Annotated in this window: 14 protein-coding genes and 1 tRNA gene; 8 read left to right on the forward strand and 7 right to left on the reverse strand. The window is 62.7% G+C overall.

Annotated features, from left to right (window positions below):
• Positions 1–32: 32 nt before the first annotated feature.
• Both BM171_RS15115 and BM171_RS15120 read right to left on the reverse strand, forming a co-directional pair.
• Complete coding sequence (locus tag BM171_RS15115) at positions 33–1,709, reverse strand: PAS domain-containing sensor histidine kinase (RefSeq protein WP_093014251.1); 1,677 nt, start codon at positions 1,707–1,709, stop codon at positions 33–35.
• Positions 1,710–1,802: 93 nt separating this feature from the next.
• The gene (locus tag BM171_RS15120) at positions 1,803–3,812 is read right to left on the reverse strand and encodes a PAS-domain containing protein (protein WP_175497580.1); all 2,010 of its coding nucleotides are present in this window, start codon (positions 3,810–3,812) and stop codon (positions 1,803–1,805) included.
• Between the two features lie 191 nt (positions 3,813–4,003).
• On the opposite strand from BM171_RS15120, the gene BM171_RS15125 reads away from it, so the two are divergent.
• A complete protein-coding gene (locus BM171_RS15125; RefSeq protein ID WP_093014257.1) occupies positions 4,004–4,390 on the forward strand; it encodes a response regulator in 387 nt (128 codons plus the stop codon).
• Here BM171_RS15125 and BM171_RS15130 read toward each other — a convergent pair.
• From BM171_RS15130 to BM171_RS15150, 5 genes are all read right to left on the reverse strand, one after another.
• A complete protein-coding gene (locus BM171_RS15130) occupies positions 4,387–4,728 on the reverse strand; it encodes an Hpt domain-containing protein (protein WP_093014260.1) in 342 nt (113 codons plus the stop codon). The two genes, BM171_RS15125 and BM171_RS15130, sit on opposite strands and share 4 nt — an antisense overlap.
• 5 nt (positions 4,729–4,733) lie before the next feature.
• Entirely contained in the window at positions 4,734–5,720 is a 987-nt protein-coding gene (locus BM171_RS15135; RefSeq protein WP_093014263.1) for a response regulator, read from the reverse strand.
• A gap of 198 nt (positions 5,721–5,918) precedes the next feature.
• Positions 5,919–7,295, reverse strand: a complete 1,377-nt coding sequence (locus BM171_RS15140; protein WP_175497581.1) for a polysaccharide biosynthesis/export family protein — start codon at positions 7,293–7,295, stop codon at positions 5,919–5,921.
• Positions 7,296–7,333: 38 nt separating this feature from the next.
• Positions 7,334–7,933: a YjbF family lipoprotein gene (locus BM171_RS15145; protein WP_175497582.1), complete on the reverse strand. Its 600-nt coding sequence runs from the start codon at positions 7,931–7,933 to the stop codon at positions 7,334–7,336.
• Positions 7,930–10,023, reverse strand: coding sequence for a YjbH domain-containing protein (locus BM171_RS15150; protein ID WP_093014269.1), 2,094 nt, complete (start codon positions 10,021–10,023; stop codon positions 7,930–7,932). The genes BM171_RS15145 and BM171_RS15150 overlap by 4 nt, the downstream gene beginning before the upstream one ends.
• Positions 10,024–10,259: 236 nt before the next feature.
• Here BM171_RS15150 and BM171_RS15155 point away from each other — a divergent pair, with 236 nt between their 5' ends.
• The 7 genes from BM171_RS15155 (at position 10,260) to BM171_RS15185 (ending at position 15,986) form a co-directional block, all read left to right on the forward strand.
• Positions 10,260–10,991, forward strand: coding sequence for a metallophosphoesterase (locus BM171_RS15155; RefSeq protein ID WP_245760286.1), 732 nt, complete (start codon positions 10,260–10,262; stop codon positions 10,989–10,991).
• Positions 10,992–11,281: 290 nt separating this feature from the next.
• Entirely contained in the window at positions 11,282–12,550 is a 1,269-nt protein-coding gene (locus tag BM171_RS15160) for a DEAD/DEAH box helicase (protein ID WP_093014272.1), read from the forward strand.
• A 149-nt stretch (positions 12,551–12,699) separates the two neighbouring features.
• Positions 12,700–13,128, forward strand: a complete 429-nt coding sequence (locus BM171_RS15165; protein WP_093014275.1) for a DUF4399 domain-containing protein — start codon at positions 12,700–12,702, stop codon at positions 13,126–13,128.
• Positions 13,129–13,213: 85 nt separating this feature from the next.
• Positions 13,214–14,419 carry a winged helix-turn-helix domain-containing protein gene (locus tag BM171_RS15170; protein WP_093014278.1) on the forward strand — a complete coding sequence of 402 codons (1,206 nt, stop codon included), beginning with the start codon at positions 13,214–13,216 and terminating at the stop codon, positions 14,417–14,419.
• A 59-nt stretch (positions 14,420–14,478) separates the two neighbouring features.
• Positions 14,479–15,381, forward strand: a complete 903-nt coding sequence (locus BM171_RS15175; protein ID WP_093014328.1) for an MBL fold metallo-hydrolase — start codon at positions 14,479–14,481, stop codon at positions 15,379–15,381.
• Positions 15,382–15,448: 67 nt separating this feature from the next.
• Positions 15,449–15,523 (forward strand) — tRNA-Asn (locus tag BM171_RS15180).
• A gap of 37 nt (positions 15,524–15,560) precedes the next feature.
• Positions 15,561–15,986, forward strand: coding sequence for a site-specific integrase (locus BM171_RS15185; RefSeq protein ID WP_139218719.1), 426 nt, complete (start codon positions 15,561–15,563; stop codon positions 15,984–15,986).
• The last annotated feature ends 55 nt before the right edge of the window (positions 15,987–16,041 follow it).

The following is a 16,041-nucleotide window of genomic DNA, read 5'->3' on the forward strand; positions in this document are numbered from 1 at the left end:
CTGGTCCACGGCCACAGGTGGCGCAGGTCCGATCAGGCGGCGATTACCGTCTCGGCCTCGGCATTTTCGACGTATTTCGGGATTTCGAAGTAGAACGTAGAGCCTTTGCCGACGACGCTGTCCACCCCGATCCGCGCCCCGTGATTGTCGAGAATGCGCCGGGTGATCGCGAGCCCGAGCCCGGTGCCGAGACGCTTCTTGCCGTCGGCCGCATTGATCTGCGCGAACGTGTTGAAGAGTTTCGCCTGATCTTCGGGACCGATACCGGGCCCATGATCTTTGACCGCAACGCGCCAGCCGCCGTCGGTTGCCGTGACGGCGACGTTCACGACATCGCCTTCGGACGAATACTTCGCCGCGTTCGACAGAAGATTGGACATGACCTGCATCATGCGGGAGGCATCCGCCTCGACCATCGCGTCCTCGACCTGCGTCTCGAGCGAAAGCCGCACACCCAGCTCCGACGCATAAGGCTGCAGGCTGCTGATCGCCTCGCTCGCCAGGGCATCGATCGCGAGGGGTTTCTTGTCGAAGGACATCTTGCCGGCCTCGATCTTCTCCAGATCGAGAATGTCGTTCACGATGAACAGAAGACGTTCGCAATTCCGCTCGGCGATATCGACAATGCCGCCGACCTGCTTGCTATATTCGTCGCTGAACCGGCCCTTGAGCATCTTGATCGCGCCGGAAATCGCGGTGAGCGGCGTGCGGAGCTCGTGGCTGACGACCGACACCGAGGACAGTTTCGCCCGCGCGAGCGCTTCGCGTTCCCGGATGTCGCGCAGGACCGAGATCAGCAGCTTCTCGCCGTCGACGGCCTCGAAAAGACTGGTCGACACCTCGACCGGATCGCCGGAATGCTGGCCCTGAAGATAGGTGGTCGTGACCGACCCGGAAAAAAGCGGGGCAAGGTGACGCCGGAAGCGCGCCTCGTCGAAATCGCCGCGAATGTCCGTCATGGTTTTGGACTTCACATCGGCCGTTTTCCAGCCGAACCGCGCACAGGCAGCCTCGTTCATATAGTGCATACGCAGATCGCGGGCCCGGTAGATGAACACCTCGTCCTGCATGTTGTCGAGAATCGCGCTCATCTGGCGGTCGGCTTCCGCGGCACGTTGTTCGGTCACGTCGGTTCGAACGGAGATCGCCTTCACCAATTCGCGGCGCTGGCTCATCATCGGAACGACAGTCACCTCGAACCAGCGCTTCTCGCCGGTTTTGCTGATCGAGCAATGCTCGCCATGCCACGTCCTGCCCTGATCGAGAGCAGCGCGGATCATGTGGAAGGTCTGCGTGCCCTCTTCGCTTTCGTGCAGGAAGCGGGGCGTGCGACCGATGATTTCGTTGCGCTCGTAGCCAGTCAGTTCCGTGAAGCGGGAATTCACATCGATTATACGCCCTTGCGAATCCGTTACCGAGACAATCGCGTGGGTGTCGAGCGCCATACGCATAACGGCGTTTTCCTTGCGCTCGAGCTCGAGTTTCCGTTCCTGCTGACGGTTGTAGAGATGGAGCTGGAAGAACGCCCCGGCCGAGACGATCAGCGTCGCGGTCATCAGTAGGTAGAGATCGAGCGGAAGGCCGCCATCATAGCCGAATTCCGCCAGGCTGAGCGCGGCGAAGGCGCCGAAAATACCGCCCAAAACCAGCGCAAGACCGAGATTCCTGCGCTGACCTAGCGCGCCAATACGCTTTGAAAATTTAATCATTACAACCCCTTACTTGCGCTCTCCCGGATGCAGTGACTTTGTTACAGGCGAATTCTGACAAGACTTGGGCAGAGGCCTGACCCGTTTTCGACCTCATGCCGCATTCTCGACCTCCCGATCTTTCGGCTTTGGCAGCGTCACATCGACAAGATCGCGCACGGCACTATCGCGGCGATACTCGAAGCGCCCCCCGAGTCGCAGGACCAGACGCTCGGCGATGGCCAGCTCGAGGCTCATCATGTCGCGATGGCTCGATGGACTCTTCTGCTTCGGAAACGGCTCGACGATAGTTTCGTCTGGCGTTTGCGCGTTCCGTTCGCCGGCAATCTCGACTGCGATCTTGATCGTATCGGGCTGTGCAGCGACGCTCATTTCGACATGCGCCGAGAGGAACCCGTCGACGCAATGGCGCAAGATCTCACTAAGCGCCTTGCGTACCGTGTCGCCGTGATCGACCGTCGCAATCGATCCGGCCTTGTGCAGCTCAAGGGTGCACCGATCCCCGGCACGCACTTCGAACGCACGCACGAGATCGTCGAGAATCAGATCGAGAGACAGCTGCCCTCCAGCTTCGAAGCTCTCCTGCTCGGCCCGGCTTACTTGAAGAACGCGGTCGATCAGCGACAGAAGCTGGCGCGACGAGCGCGTGATGTGTTCCGCGTGGGACGTGATCTCGGCATCATAGGCGGCAAGCTCCGCGTCCGGGGCGTGGTCTTCCAGGGCGCGGCGGCCCGCCAGTCGCTCGGGCTTCGAAAGGAAGGCCGCGTAGCCCATGAGAACGGAAAGCGGCGTGCGTAATTCGTGGCTCATCCGGTCGAGAAAAGCCGATTTGGCCCGGCTTCCCGCTTCGGCGGCGCGGCGCGCCTCCATGAGTTCGGTGATATCGACCCGGAACCCGACCCGGCTTCCATCAGAGAGCTTACGCTCCGAGATCTTCAGCCAGCGACCGTCATCGAGCTCTTCGACGAAGGTGGAATTGCTGCCGGTATGGGCGGCCATGCGCTCTGCCGTGTATTCACCTTCGCGGCCATAGGCATCGCGGTACTCGCCGTTCCGCAGCCCCTTTTCGAGTATTTCGGCGAAGGTAGCGCCCGGCACGATCGCGTCGGCGCTGCGGGGATAGAAGCTCTTGTACGTATCGTTGCACAGAACGAGACGGTCGTCCTTGTCGTAGAGCGCAAAGCCGTCATTGATGGCATCAATCGCGGTATGCAGGTTCTCCTCGGCACTTCTGCGGATGCTTTCGGTCCGGTCGATATACAAAAAAAGCAGAAACACCGACCCGCCGAGCGCACCGAAGAAAATGAACACGAAGGCCGCATCGGCAGGCGCGATCGCCCAGCCCTCCTGCGGGACGAGCCGCATTTGCCAGGTTTCATCCAGGACATCGAAGTCGATCACGACCGGCTCTGCATTCGTTCGCGGCGCGTCACCGAAGACAATCATCGGCTCACTGGTCGGGCCGGTCTTAATGACCTGCAAATTGAGGCCGTCCCGTTCTGCGATGTCGTTCGCCTTCGTAAAGAGCGAATCCAGTGTCGCCACCACCGAGACCACGCCCGTGATCTCCTCCGTCCGGACATCCTCCACACGCATCCGCGCAATCGCGCCCTTCGCGCCCTGGACGAGATCCACCGGTGCAATCATCACGGCATCCGCATTGTCCAGCGCCTGCCGGACATGGCTCAGCTGATCGGGATAATCGCGGTAGTCGAGGCCAAGAACCTCCGCATTTGCTGCCCGGGGATAAACCTGCTGCACGATGAGGTCGCGCGAAAAGGCGATGTTGAGGAACTCGACGACCGCATCGTCGGAGTTCGGAGCCACCCGCGCGACGATATCGGCGTAAAGCGTCTCATCAACCCTCGTATCCCGCGCGAGTGCAGCGGCGACGCCGCGGGCGACAAGCAGAACCTGTTGGAATCCCTTTTCCAGCTCGGCAGAGATCGTCTCGGCGCGCTCATGCGTCTCAAGGATCGCTTCCGCGCGTTCCTGCTTGGCCATGAGATACACGGAAAAACTGCTCGCAACGCCCACTGCGGCGATGATCGCGACCGCAAGCACGATGTGCCGCCGATGCCAGATCAAGTTCCGAAGGTTCACTGTCGCCTGCCTGATAGTGTTTTTTCGTTGCGACTTGCCCGCTTCGGTAGATTGTGTGACGAGGACAGCTCCGAAACAGTCCTGTGTCGTGCGATGGAAGCTCGAATGTTGCCGGCATACAACGAATTTCTGCCGCATTTGCCCGTCAGGGTGGTTGCAGCATCCCACGACTTTGGCAAAAGGGGCACGGCGTGACGCAGCTTTCCAGCATCCTTCACGTAGAGGACGATGCCGACATTCGAGAGATCGCGCGCTTGGCGCTCGAAATGATCGGCGGCCTGCAGGTCGATCAATATGCCGGCGGCAAGGCCGCCCTCGACGCGGCCCCGTCGCTGACGCCCGATCTTCTGCTTCTCGATCAGATGATGCCGGAGATGAGCGGGGAAGAGACGCTCGGCAAATTGCGAGAATTCGACCATCTGAAAACCGTGCCGGCGATCTTCATGACGGCGCAGACAGAGGACAGCTCGCACGCCCTGATGGCGCGCACGGATGCGATCGGATTCGTGACCAAACCCTTCGATCCGATGACGTTGACCGACCAGCTGCGGGACATGCTGGCGGAGCATGACACCTAGTTTCCGTCTTCGAGGATCGCGTCTATATCGTCGAGAAGATCATCGAGAGCGGCGAGGATCGTCGCCTCGTCGGCGCTGCTCGGCTCGGCGATGTACTGCTCGATCGCGGTATCGAGACGCGCAGAACGTGCCCCGAGCGCGGGAAAGCCCAATGATCCCGCGACACCCGCGATACGGTGAACGCGAAGGCGCACTTCTTCCCAGACACGCGAGCCCTTGTCGCCAGACTTTATCATGGTCGTGAGCGCATCGAGCTCCGCAAGCCGGGTTTCGAGGCTTGCGAGGAATTTCACGCGGATCGCGTCGAGGGCGGGCTGAAGGTTTCGTTCACTGGCCATGGAACTCACGCTGCCAGACCTCCGAAGAGGCGATCAAGCAGCGAGTCGCGCGGCTGTTCCTGAAGAACGATCTTGCCTCCCGCAACCGCGTCGGCGATGCCTTCCGCGTTCATCACCGCCTCGCGCATCGTGGCGATGCGCGCGGACCGCGAGGTGAGACGCGAGACGCTGCTGGAGCCGACGACGACATCGGGGCTGACCTGCGATCCATCGGCAAGACGCAGATCAAGCATCCCGACTTCGGTCATCACGGCCCGGGCCACTTCCTCCTCGGTCATGTCGATCGCGCCATGAACGACGAAGCTGATGACCCCGTTGCCGGAATGGGAAATGAAGTAGTTCGCGCCCGCCAGCACTTCGGTGACCGCATCGGCCAGCGAGTTGATCACGAATTCATAATCGTTGCCCGAAGCCTTCCGATGGATTTCGACCGCGTTGGCGAGCTTGAGCGCGAAGCACTGCATGCCGCCGACACCGCCCGGGACACCTTGCAGGTAGCTTTCCAGCGCATGGTTCGCGATGGAAAAGGGCACGTCATCCAGCATGAAGGCCTCGGAGAGGCGCGGCTTCTCGCGGTCCGGCTTGCCGTGCTGCGCCGCGGCCAGCTGCGCTTGCTGGCGCTGCATCTGCTCGGCCAGGCCAAGGCGCACGCGGAACTCGGTCGCGTCGAACGGCTTGGTGACATAGTCGCTCGCCCCCGCTGCGAAAGCACGGTCGAAATGGTGTTTCTCATCGAGACGCGAGACCATCAGGATCGGCGTTGCCCTGTAGAGCGGGTTCGCACGGATCTCGCCGCAAAGCGCGACGCCGTCGATGCCCGGCATCAAGATATCCAGAAGGAAGCATTCGAACGGGCGCTCGACCGTGGAAATCACCGTCATCGCCTGCTCCGCCGAGCCAGCGGTCACGACATCCTCGTAACCGGCATCGCTCAGAACCGTGGTCACCAGTTCGAGGATGATCGGATCGTCGTCTACCGCAAGAATACGCATCAGGCTCTCCCAGGCTATTGAGGGACGGATCCCCGTCTCATGCCCTGTGAGTGTCGAGCTCAATCGTGATGCAATTAAGGCGATAATCGGGTCAGAGGCGCCCGATTCCGCCCAACTCGTAAAATTCGGGATTGCAGTTATGCAAGTAATAAAGCCGCGCCAACGAGGTCGGCGCGGCCTTGATTTCCAAGCGTCAGCCTAGTTCGCCAACCCCTGCCGCGCGGCAGATGCGGCGGTGTTGATCAGCGTCGGGAGGGCCTGCTGCAAGGCACGGTTCCACTTGGTGATCGGCTGCTCCTCGATGAACACCACGTCGTTCGGGCGCATCTCGAAGCGCGTCGCGAGCGTGAGGTTCGCCGCATTCCGCGCGTTCAGGTGCCAAGCCGTGACGGCGCCGAACTCTGCCGGGTTGGAGGACGACCGCAAGATGTAGATTTCCGAAGGATCGCCGGTTGTCGTCGGGAACCCGCCATTGCCGTAAATGACATCCGCCAAGGTTGTCTGCTGGTTGAACGGCATGACGAAGCGGCTCTGCTCGGTTACCTCGCCGGCAAGATAGACATAGTCACGATCCTCGGCATCCAGCTCCAGCCGCGATCTGAAGTTGTCTCTCAGCTCGTTCAGCTGAGCGCGGCGCAGGCCGACTTCAGCTTGAAGTTCCTGAATAGCCGACTGGCGCGCATCGCGGCGAATGTTGATGACGTCAATTCGGGCGCGATAGAACTCGAGCGCTTGCTGGAGATCGTAGCTCGTATCGACGTAGACCGCGTCGCCGTTCGTCAGGCGGATGCGCTGAAGGTCCGGCCGCGAGAGAAAGTCCTCGAACGGGATCTGGTAGAGCGATCCATCGCGGTAGATGCGGATCGAGGCGAATTCCTCGTTGGAGACCTGAATGCCGCCGGCGGCGGTGATCGCCTCACCGAGATCCAGGGTATTGAGCGTGATCGGCACGATTGTCGGATCACCCACAGCCCCGCCGACCGCGACGCGCTTGGAGTTGAACTCGGCCACCTCAAGCGAGAAGGCCGGGTCGATCTGGTTCGACACGAGCGCGTCGAACAGCATCGCTTCAGCTTCCTCGATGGTCATGCCAGCGACCTGCACCGGGCCGATATCAGGTATGGCGATCGCACCGTCGTCGCGAACAGTGTAGCCCTGCCGCGCGTTCTGGGCGGCAAGAAGACCGGACAATTCCTCGACCGTCGACCCGGCGGATTTCGTCGCGAGGAGAAGAACATCGCCAACGCCGATGCGGTAGGGCTCGGTCGGGATTTGCGGCGGCACGCGCAACTCCAGCGGCTGGCGCCGCTCGTCGGGCAGGAACGGCTCTTCGGGCAACGCGCCAACGCCTCGCAGCTGGCCACCACCGGCCGCGGCATAGAAGACTTCCGGCAGGGATTTGGGCGTGTAAGGCGCGCGGTTGGCAACGAGCAGCGTTTGCGGATCGATATCCACCACCCGCACATCCGCTCCGCCAGCCTGCTGGCTGACGGACGGACTATTGTAACTCACTCCGCACGCACCGAGCGTCATTGCGGCGACGATCAACGCCGATCCGATGAGCGCTTTCCTCATAGCTGTTCCCTTTCCTCCCGCATGGCGCCGCCTGCGGATCAATTCAGTCGTTCGGTAATGATGACACCAGTGCCTTCGCTGATCCACTGCTCGGACCGCACGAGTTCCCCATCCGTCCCGCGCCAATAGCTGTTCGTGACGTCGAAACTTGGCGTGGCGCATGTCTCGTCGGTGCGAATCGTGGCGAGCGCTGTTCCCAGGATATTCAGGGTTTCCGGCTCTCGCGCCGTCACGATGCACTGGAAGCTCCGGAATTCCGTCTGGTATTCACCGTCCAGGGTTGTGTGGAAGCGCGGGTAATACCCGTCTCCCCCCTGCCCCTTCGAAGCGGCAATGGAGCCCGCCAGATCGGCCGACATCAAATCGTCGCCGAGCGAGCGAGTCGCGACGACAAGCCCGTCGCGGGTCGAAATCGCCGAGGTGCCGTCCGGCGTGCGCCATGTGGTGACCCCGTCCAGTGTCTCAATCGGCTGGACGGTGGATTCACGGCCGAGCCCTTCAACGCCGACATAGAGGAGCGGCGCGTCCACGGTGGCCACGAGTTCTGGCGTCAGCCCGGCCCGAAAAGACCCGAAGGGCGGCGTGCTGGCACAGGCGGCGAGCGCAGCCAAAGCGCAGATGGGGAGAACACGGATCACTTCCAGAACCTCCCCCAACCGTCGCGAAGCTCTTGCTCATGCGACTGATTGACCTTCTCATAGAGCCGGTCGCGGATCGACAACCGCGCGCCGCCGTCTCGCAAAATGGGCCGGAGCGCGTAGCCAAAATTCTGACGGGTCGGATCGCCGCGAGCCCAATCGAGCGGGATGGTCAGCAGGAGCCCCTTGTCGAATGATCCTTCGCCGAACTCCTCGAAAGGCACGTCGGTGAGCGTGGCGAACGCACCAATCTTCCAGCCATTCTTGAAGGTCCTGTTGATCGTCAGTGTCGCGCCCCAATCACCGGCAAGGTAGCGACCAGCGTCGACTTGAGCCTCGAAGCCGTTGTTGAAATCGTAGTAGAGCGAGGCGTGCCCCGTCGCGACTTCGTAGTCGCGGAAGCCGAAGCCCTGATCGAACGCGCGCTGCTTGACGTAGTTTGCCTCAACCCCAATCCCGAGATTGCTGTCCACCGGCTTCCACAGCACTTCGGTCGAAACCCCACCGAAATGACGTTCAAGATAGCCAACAGTCACGCGACCATAAAGATCACGCCCTGGCTTGAAGAAATAGCTCCCAGTCAGGTTCATTAGGTCCGTCGGACCTGTCCGCTCGTAAATGTTGGTCTCGCTGCGAACCCGCGGCAGCACCGAGTCTGAAACACGATCGGATTCGTCTAGATTTCCGAAGACTTTTTGGCGGACTGAACCCCGAAACAAGAATCCGGGCGCGGGCTCGAACTGTGCGTTGAGCTGAACGCCGAAATCCGCGCGGACCGGGGCATCTGGGTCGAATAGGCTCGGCTGGGCGTAGGGCGCGAGACCGAAGTCGAACCGCGGATAGACCCGCGCGAGTGGCTGCGACGGTGTCGTCGTCGGTTCGATCTGCGCGCGCGCATAGCTCGACCACGAATTGTCGAGGGAGGAGGCCAGCTCCTCCATATCCGCCCTGCGGATGGTGACCTCGGCGCCCGCGATGCCGTTGGAGACCGGACGAATAACAAAGGTATCCACTTGCGGCGGCATCGCGCCGGTCAGAACGCGCGCCGTGCGTCCGATCGCCTGGGCGTTGGCGCGCCAGCGGGTATTCTCGATCTCGACACGCGCAACGGAACCCTCGATCGAAAAGCCGTGGAGCGGCACGCCTTCCGCCTCTAGCACCTCTTCGAGCTGCCCCACCGCAGTTGCTCCCCCGTTGGGCTGCGTCCAGCCGAGCGCGGCGACATCGACATCCGCGCGCGGCGTGACGGGGAATGGCGCAGGATCGCCGCCGCCATCATAAGGCGGCTCGGTCGGGTTGGTGGTAAACGTGACCTGAACCCCCAGCGCGGACCCGTAAAGATAAGCGGCCGAGACATTCACGTTCTCGCGCAGCTTGTAGGTCAGACCGAAGTTCCACGGCGAGCGATAATCGAAGGTCGGACCGTCTTCCCGCGCATAGGAGTCGGAGGAATATTCGATGGCGAAGCTGAGCTTGTCGGTGGCCTTTACCTCGACGCCGCCAAAGAAAGCGGCGTCTCCCCGGAAGAACTGGTCGAGTTCGGCTTCGCCGCCAAGCCCTGTATCGCGGCTGGGCCGCGTCTCGAACGTCTCGCTCAGGAAGCCCAAGGGGTTGGTGAAGCCGTTATTCGATCCCAGCCGTCCCCATCCCAGGCCGCCCGTGACCCGAAGACGCGGCGTCAGATGCTTCGTCGCAACGAGATACTCGGATGCGTAGACGCCCGTGCCGATAAGATCGTTTATGCCGAGCGTCAGTGCCGGGCGACGGCGCGTTTCCTCGAGCAGGCGGACATGCAGAGAGAAGCTGCGATCAAATCGATCGTTATTCGGACCCAAATCGTTCCGAATCCGCGAGTAGCGAAACGAGCCAGTGACCCGTGGCAACACCTGGAAACTGCCGGTGATCCGGCTCGTGCCGCCGAAGTCCGATACCGTCACCGAGAGATCGGAGTCCGGAAAGCTGAGCGCCGTCGGCATGTCGACCATGCCCGGCAAACCATAGGTCGAGTAGCGAACGGCGAAGCTGTCCTGCGCTTCGACGGCACTGCCTGCAGCAAGCGAGACAAACGCGATGACCGCGATACGTTTCACTCAAGAACTCCCCCGGATTCTCAGGGATGCATAGATCATTCGCGTGAGCACAGCATCCCGCGGTCGGCGCACAACCGCCAAGCACGGGGCATGATGTGGCGCGTCGGCCACAGGCTGCACTGAATACGGCACTTATCCACAGATGCAGGGTGACAGAGACGTGTGACGCGCCACGTGGCCAAGGTCAGCCGATCTTGGTAGGAGCATCGGCAACCTTTCCAGATCCGAGGTCCCTGTTGTTCAAGTCGCTGATCGAGAAGCTTCGCAAACCATCAAAACCTGAATTCGCTCCTCCCGCTCCGGATGAACCTTTCGCGGCGATTGGGGATGTTCACGGACGGCTGGATCTTCTTGAAGAGTTGCTCGCGAAACTGCCCGCGGATCTGCGTGTCATCTGCGTTGGCGATTACGTTGATCGCGGGCCCTCGTCGGTAAACACGTTGCGTTTTCTCGTGGCGCGCCCGGAGATCCTTAGCCTCAAGGGCAACCACGAGGACATGCTCGTGGGCTTTCTCGACAATCCCGAGGAAAAGGGGCCGCGCTGGCTCCGCAATGGCGGCCTTCAGACGCTTGCCGATATCGGCATCACGGGCCTCAACGAGATGACGCGGGGCATGAAGCTGCGCGAGGCGCGCAACGAGATGAAAACCGCGATGGGCGACGACCTCGTCGCGTGGCTGCGCGCCCTGCCCGTGCTGCATGAGACCGGGAATGTCGCGGTTCTTCATGCCGGCGCAGATCCCTCCGAGCCAATCGCCAGCGCACCGGAAAAGACACTGATCTGGGGGCATCGCGACTTCCTGCAGACGCCCCGGCGCGACGGCATCTGGGTCGTGCATGGTCACACCATCGTCGACGCGCCTTCGGCCGAGGACGGACGGATTGCGCTCGATACCGGCGCGTACGCTACCGGGCGCCTGACTGCGGGCATCGTGGCGGATGGCGAGGTGCGCTTCATCTCGACGTGATTCACCTGCGGCCGAGCGGTGCCGCAAAGCTTTTTCATTGACTTTGCACCTCCGCTCGCCCATCTGCCTGTTATCGCTGCGCTGCCGCGTGAGCATGCCGCGCCCGTTCGGGCCATCAGCGATACCGAATTTCAGTTCCCCATCACGCAGGGTTCCTGACGCGACGGCCGGTTGGCCCGGGATACGCCCGGACTCGCATTGGCCTTCGTCAACCCTCTGGCCGCGCAGGATGCGGCTGTCATCACGGCCGTGCCGGGTTTCTTCCGCGCGTGGCTGGTAAAGGATATACATTGTTCGATTTCGACATGCTCGGCCTTGCGCCGGCACTCAATACGGCCCTCGAGCGCGCGGGCTTTTCCGAACCCACACCGATCCAGAACCAGGCGATTCCGCTTGCGCTTGACGGTCACGACATCATGGGGCTCGCCCAGACCGGCACCGGCAAGACGCTGGCTTTCGGCCTGCCCCTCATCGACCACCTCCTGGCGCAGCCGGGCAAACCGCTGCCGAAGACCTCCAAGGCGCTGATCCTCGCACCGACGCGTGAGCTGGTGAACCAGATCGCCGAGAGCTTGCGCGGTCTCACCGAAGGCACGAAACTGAAAGTAACGACCGTCGTCGGCGGCCAATCCATCGGCAAGCAGATCTCGATCCTGTCGCGCGGCACGGATATCCTCGTTGCAACGCCGGGCCGCCTGATGGACCTGATGGATCGCGGCGCGGTCGATCTTGGCCAGGTCCGGCATCTCGTGCTCGACGAGGCCGACCAGATGCTCGACATGGGCTTCATCCACGCCTTGCGGAAGATCGCGCCGAAGCTCGGTACGCCGCGTCAGACCATGCTCTTCTCGGCGACGATGCCGAAACAGATGGAAGAGCTGTCGCGCGCCTATCTCACCGATCCTCGCCGGGTCGAGGTCTCGCCTCCGGGCAAGGCTGCCGACAAGATCACCCAATCGGTGCATTTCCTTGAAAAGCCCGAGAAACCCCGCAAGCTGCGCGAGATCCTGAGCCAGGATCCGAACGCGCTGACACTGGTCTTCGCACGCACCAAGCATGGCGCAGAGAAGCTGATGAAGGGACTTCGCGCCGACGGTTTCAATGCCGCCTCGATCCACGGCAACAAGAGCCAGGGTCAACGCGACCGCGCGATCAAGGGCTTCCGGGACGGAGACATCACCGTGCTCGTCGCGACCGACGTTGCGGCACGCGGCATCGACATTCCGGGCGTCGCCTATGTCATCAACTACGATCTGCCGGAAGTGCCGGACAATTACGTGCACCGGATCGGGCGGACGGCGCGTGCGGGCCGTGAAGGCGAAGCGATTTCGTTCTGCGCGAGCGACGAGGCCGACCTTCTGGCGCAGATCCAGCGCCTGATGAAAATCGAGGTACCTGTCGCAAGCGGCACATCCCCGCTCATCGACGGGCGCGCGCCGGGCGGCAGCAAACCGGGCCGTTCGCGGCGTGGCAAGGGCGGCGGCGCTGGTAAACCGAGCGCGCAGGCGCCGGGTGGGCGTGGTCGAGCGCGTCGCCCGCGCCGCAAGAAAGCGGCTTGATCTCAACCATCCCGTGCATCCGTCATCAAATTGCGTGGCGGGTGCACACACAGTCGTGGAGGCGCGTCCTCTCATCGCTCGCGCAAGCGTCACAGCAACTCGGCCGTCACCGTGCTAGGATGGAAGCCTGACCAATCAGGGAGGCTTTCATGAAACCGCATGCTCTCATGCTCGGAGCCGGGCTTGCACTTGCAAGTGCCGCGCACGCATCGGACCACCGCACACCCGCACCCGAGGATGCCCGCGCCTACATCATCTCGCCTTCGGACGGGGAAACCGTATCCAACCCGGTCACGATCGTCTTTGGCCTCGAGGGGATGGGCATCGCCCCGGCTGGAACCGAGGCCGAGAATACCGGCCACCACCATTTACTGATCAACACCGAACTGGACAGCGTCGATCTTGACGCGAACCTGCCGGCCACGGATCAGATCGTGCATTTCGGCGGTGGGCAAACGCAGGTCACAACCGAACTCCCGACGGGCGAGCACAGGCTGCAGCTTCTGCTCGGCGATGCGAACCACGTGCCGCACGACCCGCCGGTGACGAGCGATCCCGTGACCATCACGGTGGAGTGACGCAGACCGCGCGCTCGTCCTGGGTCCAGGCCGCACCGCGCATTTCGAACGTGCCCTTTGCGACGTGGGCCTCTAGGGTCTGCGCATGTCCCGCCCGCGCCTCGACAACAAGACCGCCCGGCGTCTCTTCCTCGACCGGCATCTTCTGCTCGCGCCTGGCACGGGTTCGGGCCGGAGTGAGGATCTGGAACACGTCCTCGGGCAGCTTGGCTTCGTTCAGGTCGACAGCGTCAATACGCTGGCCCGCGCGCATGATCTGATCCTCTGGTCCAGGCGTGGCCGCTACCGCCCATCCGCACTCGAACGCCTGGTTGCCAAAAGGCGAAGCGCCTTTGAGCACTGGACCCACGATGCCGCCGTGATCCCGATGAAGTTCTACCCGATGTGGCGGCTGAAATTCGAACGGGACGAAGCCCGGATGCAGGCCCGCTGGCCTGCCTGCCGACGCGAGGGATGGCGGGACGAACTTGACACCGTGCTGTCCCATGTCGCGGAGCGTGGCCCGACCTCGTCACTGGATGTTGGCGCCGGCGAAGCCAAAGGCTCTTCGGGCTGGTGGGATTGGCACCCCTCCAAGACCGCGCTTGAATTCCTGTGGCGCTCCGGGCGGCTCGCCATCTGTCACCGGCAGGGGTTCCGCAAGCAATACGATCTCGCCGAACGGGTCATCCCGCCCGAATACCTGAACGCCCGGCGGAGCGACGGGGAAATCGTCGATTGGGCCATGTCCGCCGCGCTGGACCGCCTCGGCTTCGGCACGAGCGGAGAGATCGCGGCCTTCTTCGAAATCGTCAGACGTGACGAAGCGAAAGCGTGGTGCACCGCCGCGCTCGAAGAGGGCCACCTCATCGAGGTCGATGTCGAGATGGCCGATGGGCGCACCCGGCGCGTCTTCTCGAGCGAGGCGGCGCTGGAGGGCCTCCGCGATCTGCCGCAGCCCTCCTCGCGGATCCGCATCCTCAGCCCGTTCGACCCGGCACTGAGGGATCGGGCGCGCGCAGAGGGCTTGTTCGGCTTTCACTACAGGATCGAGATCTTCGTGCCCGAGGCCAAGCGGCGATACGGCTACTACGTCTTCCCGGTGATGCAGGGCGACCGGCTGATCGGCCGGCTCGATGCGCGTCGCGATGGATCCTGTATCGCCGTGCGCGCCTTCTGGCCCGAGACCGGGATCGCGTTGGGCAAGACCCGTGAGCAAGGGATCATGGCGGAACTGCGCCGGCTGTCTCAGCTTGTCGGCGCGGATGATCTGCGCCTTGAGCCGGGCTGGCTGCGGCCCGCCCCGTCATGACCCGGCGCGCCTCTGCTGATATGGTGGCACGGCGCTTGCGGAGAGCAAAGGAAATGGACATGAACGCGCCCTCGCCCGATTACGGCCGGATCATCGAGCTCTCGCCCGGGCTGCGGCGCATCCTCGCACCGAACCCCTCGCCGATGACCTATCACGGAACGAACACCTATCTCATCGGGGAGCGCGAGATCGCCGTGGTCGATCCCGGACCCGCAGCGCCCGAACATCTCGAGGCGATCCTGGCCGCTGTGCCCGAGGGCGGGCATGTCTCGACCATTCTTCTCACCCATACGCATATTGACCACACCGCGCTGGTGCCCGAGTTGAAGCGGCGCACCGGCGCCGAGGTGCTCGCCTTCGGGGGTGCCGAAGCCGGCCGCAGCCCCGTCATGGCGCGTCTTGCCGCCGAGGGCGCCTTGGGCGGCGGCGAAGGACAGGATGCGGGCTTCGAGCCGGACGGGGTTTTGACGGAGGGCGCGTGTCTCAGGATCGACGGGCAAGAGATCACGAGCCTTCACACGCCGGGCCATACGGCAAATCATCTGGCCTTCGCGGTCGGGGATGAGCTGATCGTCGGGGATCTGGTCATGGGCTGGGCGAGCTCTCTCGTCTCACCGCCCGATGGCGAGCTGTCGGCTTTCCTCGCCTCGCTTGAGCGTCTCTCTCGCACCGACTGGACCCGCCTCCACCCAGGTCACGGCGCAGCGATCGAGGAGCCCCGCGCCCGCATGGCGGAGCTGATCGCCCACCGCCGGATGCGCCACGACCAGATTCGCACGGCCTTGGCCGATGCGCCTGGAACCGCCGAAGACCTCGCCCGCCGCCTCTACACCGATATCCCGCCCGCGCTCCTGCCCGCCGCGGCCCGCAATGTCCTCGCCCACCTCATCGAGCTGCACGAAACCTTTGAGGCGCAGCCCCGCGGCCCCCTCACCGCCGGAGCCATCTTCGAGCTTTCGTGAAACCGATACATTTTCTTCCCGACCCTCTGGACGCCCGGAATCGCACTTGCTATACGCGCCCACGTGTTCCGGCGTAGCTCAGCGGTAGAGCAGTTGACTGTTAATCAATTGGTCGTAGGTTCGATCCCTACCGCCGGAGCCATAAAAAGCCCTCTAGGTCAGTGACCTAGAGGGCTTTTTTGTTTCTTGCGCCTAGCAACAAAACGGGCAGGGTAACATCTGGGGTACACCGGCACGCGGCGGGCGGGGATCGCGGAATTAAAGGTGAAAAGCCGAACGAGACGGACGAGCGGCCGAAGAAGACGCGCACCGTGTCGATCCACTCGCATCTGATCGAGCTCAGGCTGCTCGAACATGCGGCGAGGCATATGAAATGTGGAGACGGCTTGCTGTTTCCCGACGTGGTCCCCAAACCGCGAAAGGATTCGCCCCGTTCTGAACTTCTCGACCCCGCGTTGGCTGTCGAAAAGTTTGGCGAGAGCATCGATTACCAGTGGTCGAAATCCCTGAAAATCACGCTGGACGGCAACCCCCAAAAGCTTTGCGCCCATTCGATGCGGCACTACTGGAGTGCCCCCACTGAAGTGGTCCACGAACTGGGATAGTTTTATCCCGATGTCAGGAGGACCAGAGAGATGGCTGGAAAGCGAGACAAGCCCG

The sequence above is a fragment of the Roseivivax halotolerans genome (assembly GCF_900115815.1).
Classification (GTDB): domain Bacteria; phylum Pseudomonadota; class Alphaproteobacteria; order Rhodobacterales; family Rhodobacteraceae; genus Roseivivax; species Roseivivax halotolerans.

Bases quoted from the DNA above. Each gene is read 5' to 3' on its own strand.
- BM171_RS15115 (WP_093014251.1), bottom strand. From the start codon at position 1,709: ATGATTAAATTTTCAAAGCGTATTGGCGCGCTAGGTCAGCGCAGGAAT.
- BM171_RS15130 (WP_093014260.1), bottom strand. From the start codon at position 4,728: ATGGCCAGTGAACGAAACCTTCAGCCCGCCCTCGACGCGATCCGCGTG.
- BM171_RS15135 (WP_093014263.1), bottom strand. From the start codon at position 5,720: ATGCGTATTCTTGCGGTAGACGACGATCCGATCATCCTCGAACTGGTG.
- BM171_RS15140 (WP_175497581.1), bottom strand. From the start codon at position 7,295: ATGAGGAAAGCGCTCATCGGATCGGCGTTGATCGTCGCCGCAATGACG.
- BM171_RS15165 (WP_093014275.1), top strand. From the start codon at position 12,700: ATGAAACCGCATGCTCTCATGCTCGGAGCCGGGCTTGCACTTGCAAGT.
- BM171_RS15170 (WP_093014278.1), top strand. From the start codon at position 13,214: ATGTCCCGCCCGCGCCTCGACAACAAGACCGCCCGGCGTCTCTTCCTC.
- BM171_RS15175 (WP_093014328.1), top strand. From the start codon at position 14,479: ATGAACGCGCCCTCGCCCGATTACGGCCGGATCATCGAGCTCTCGCCC.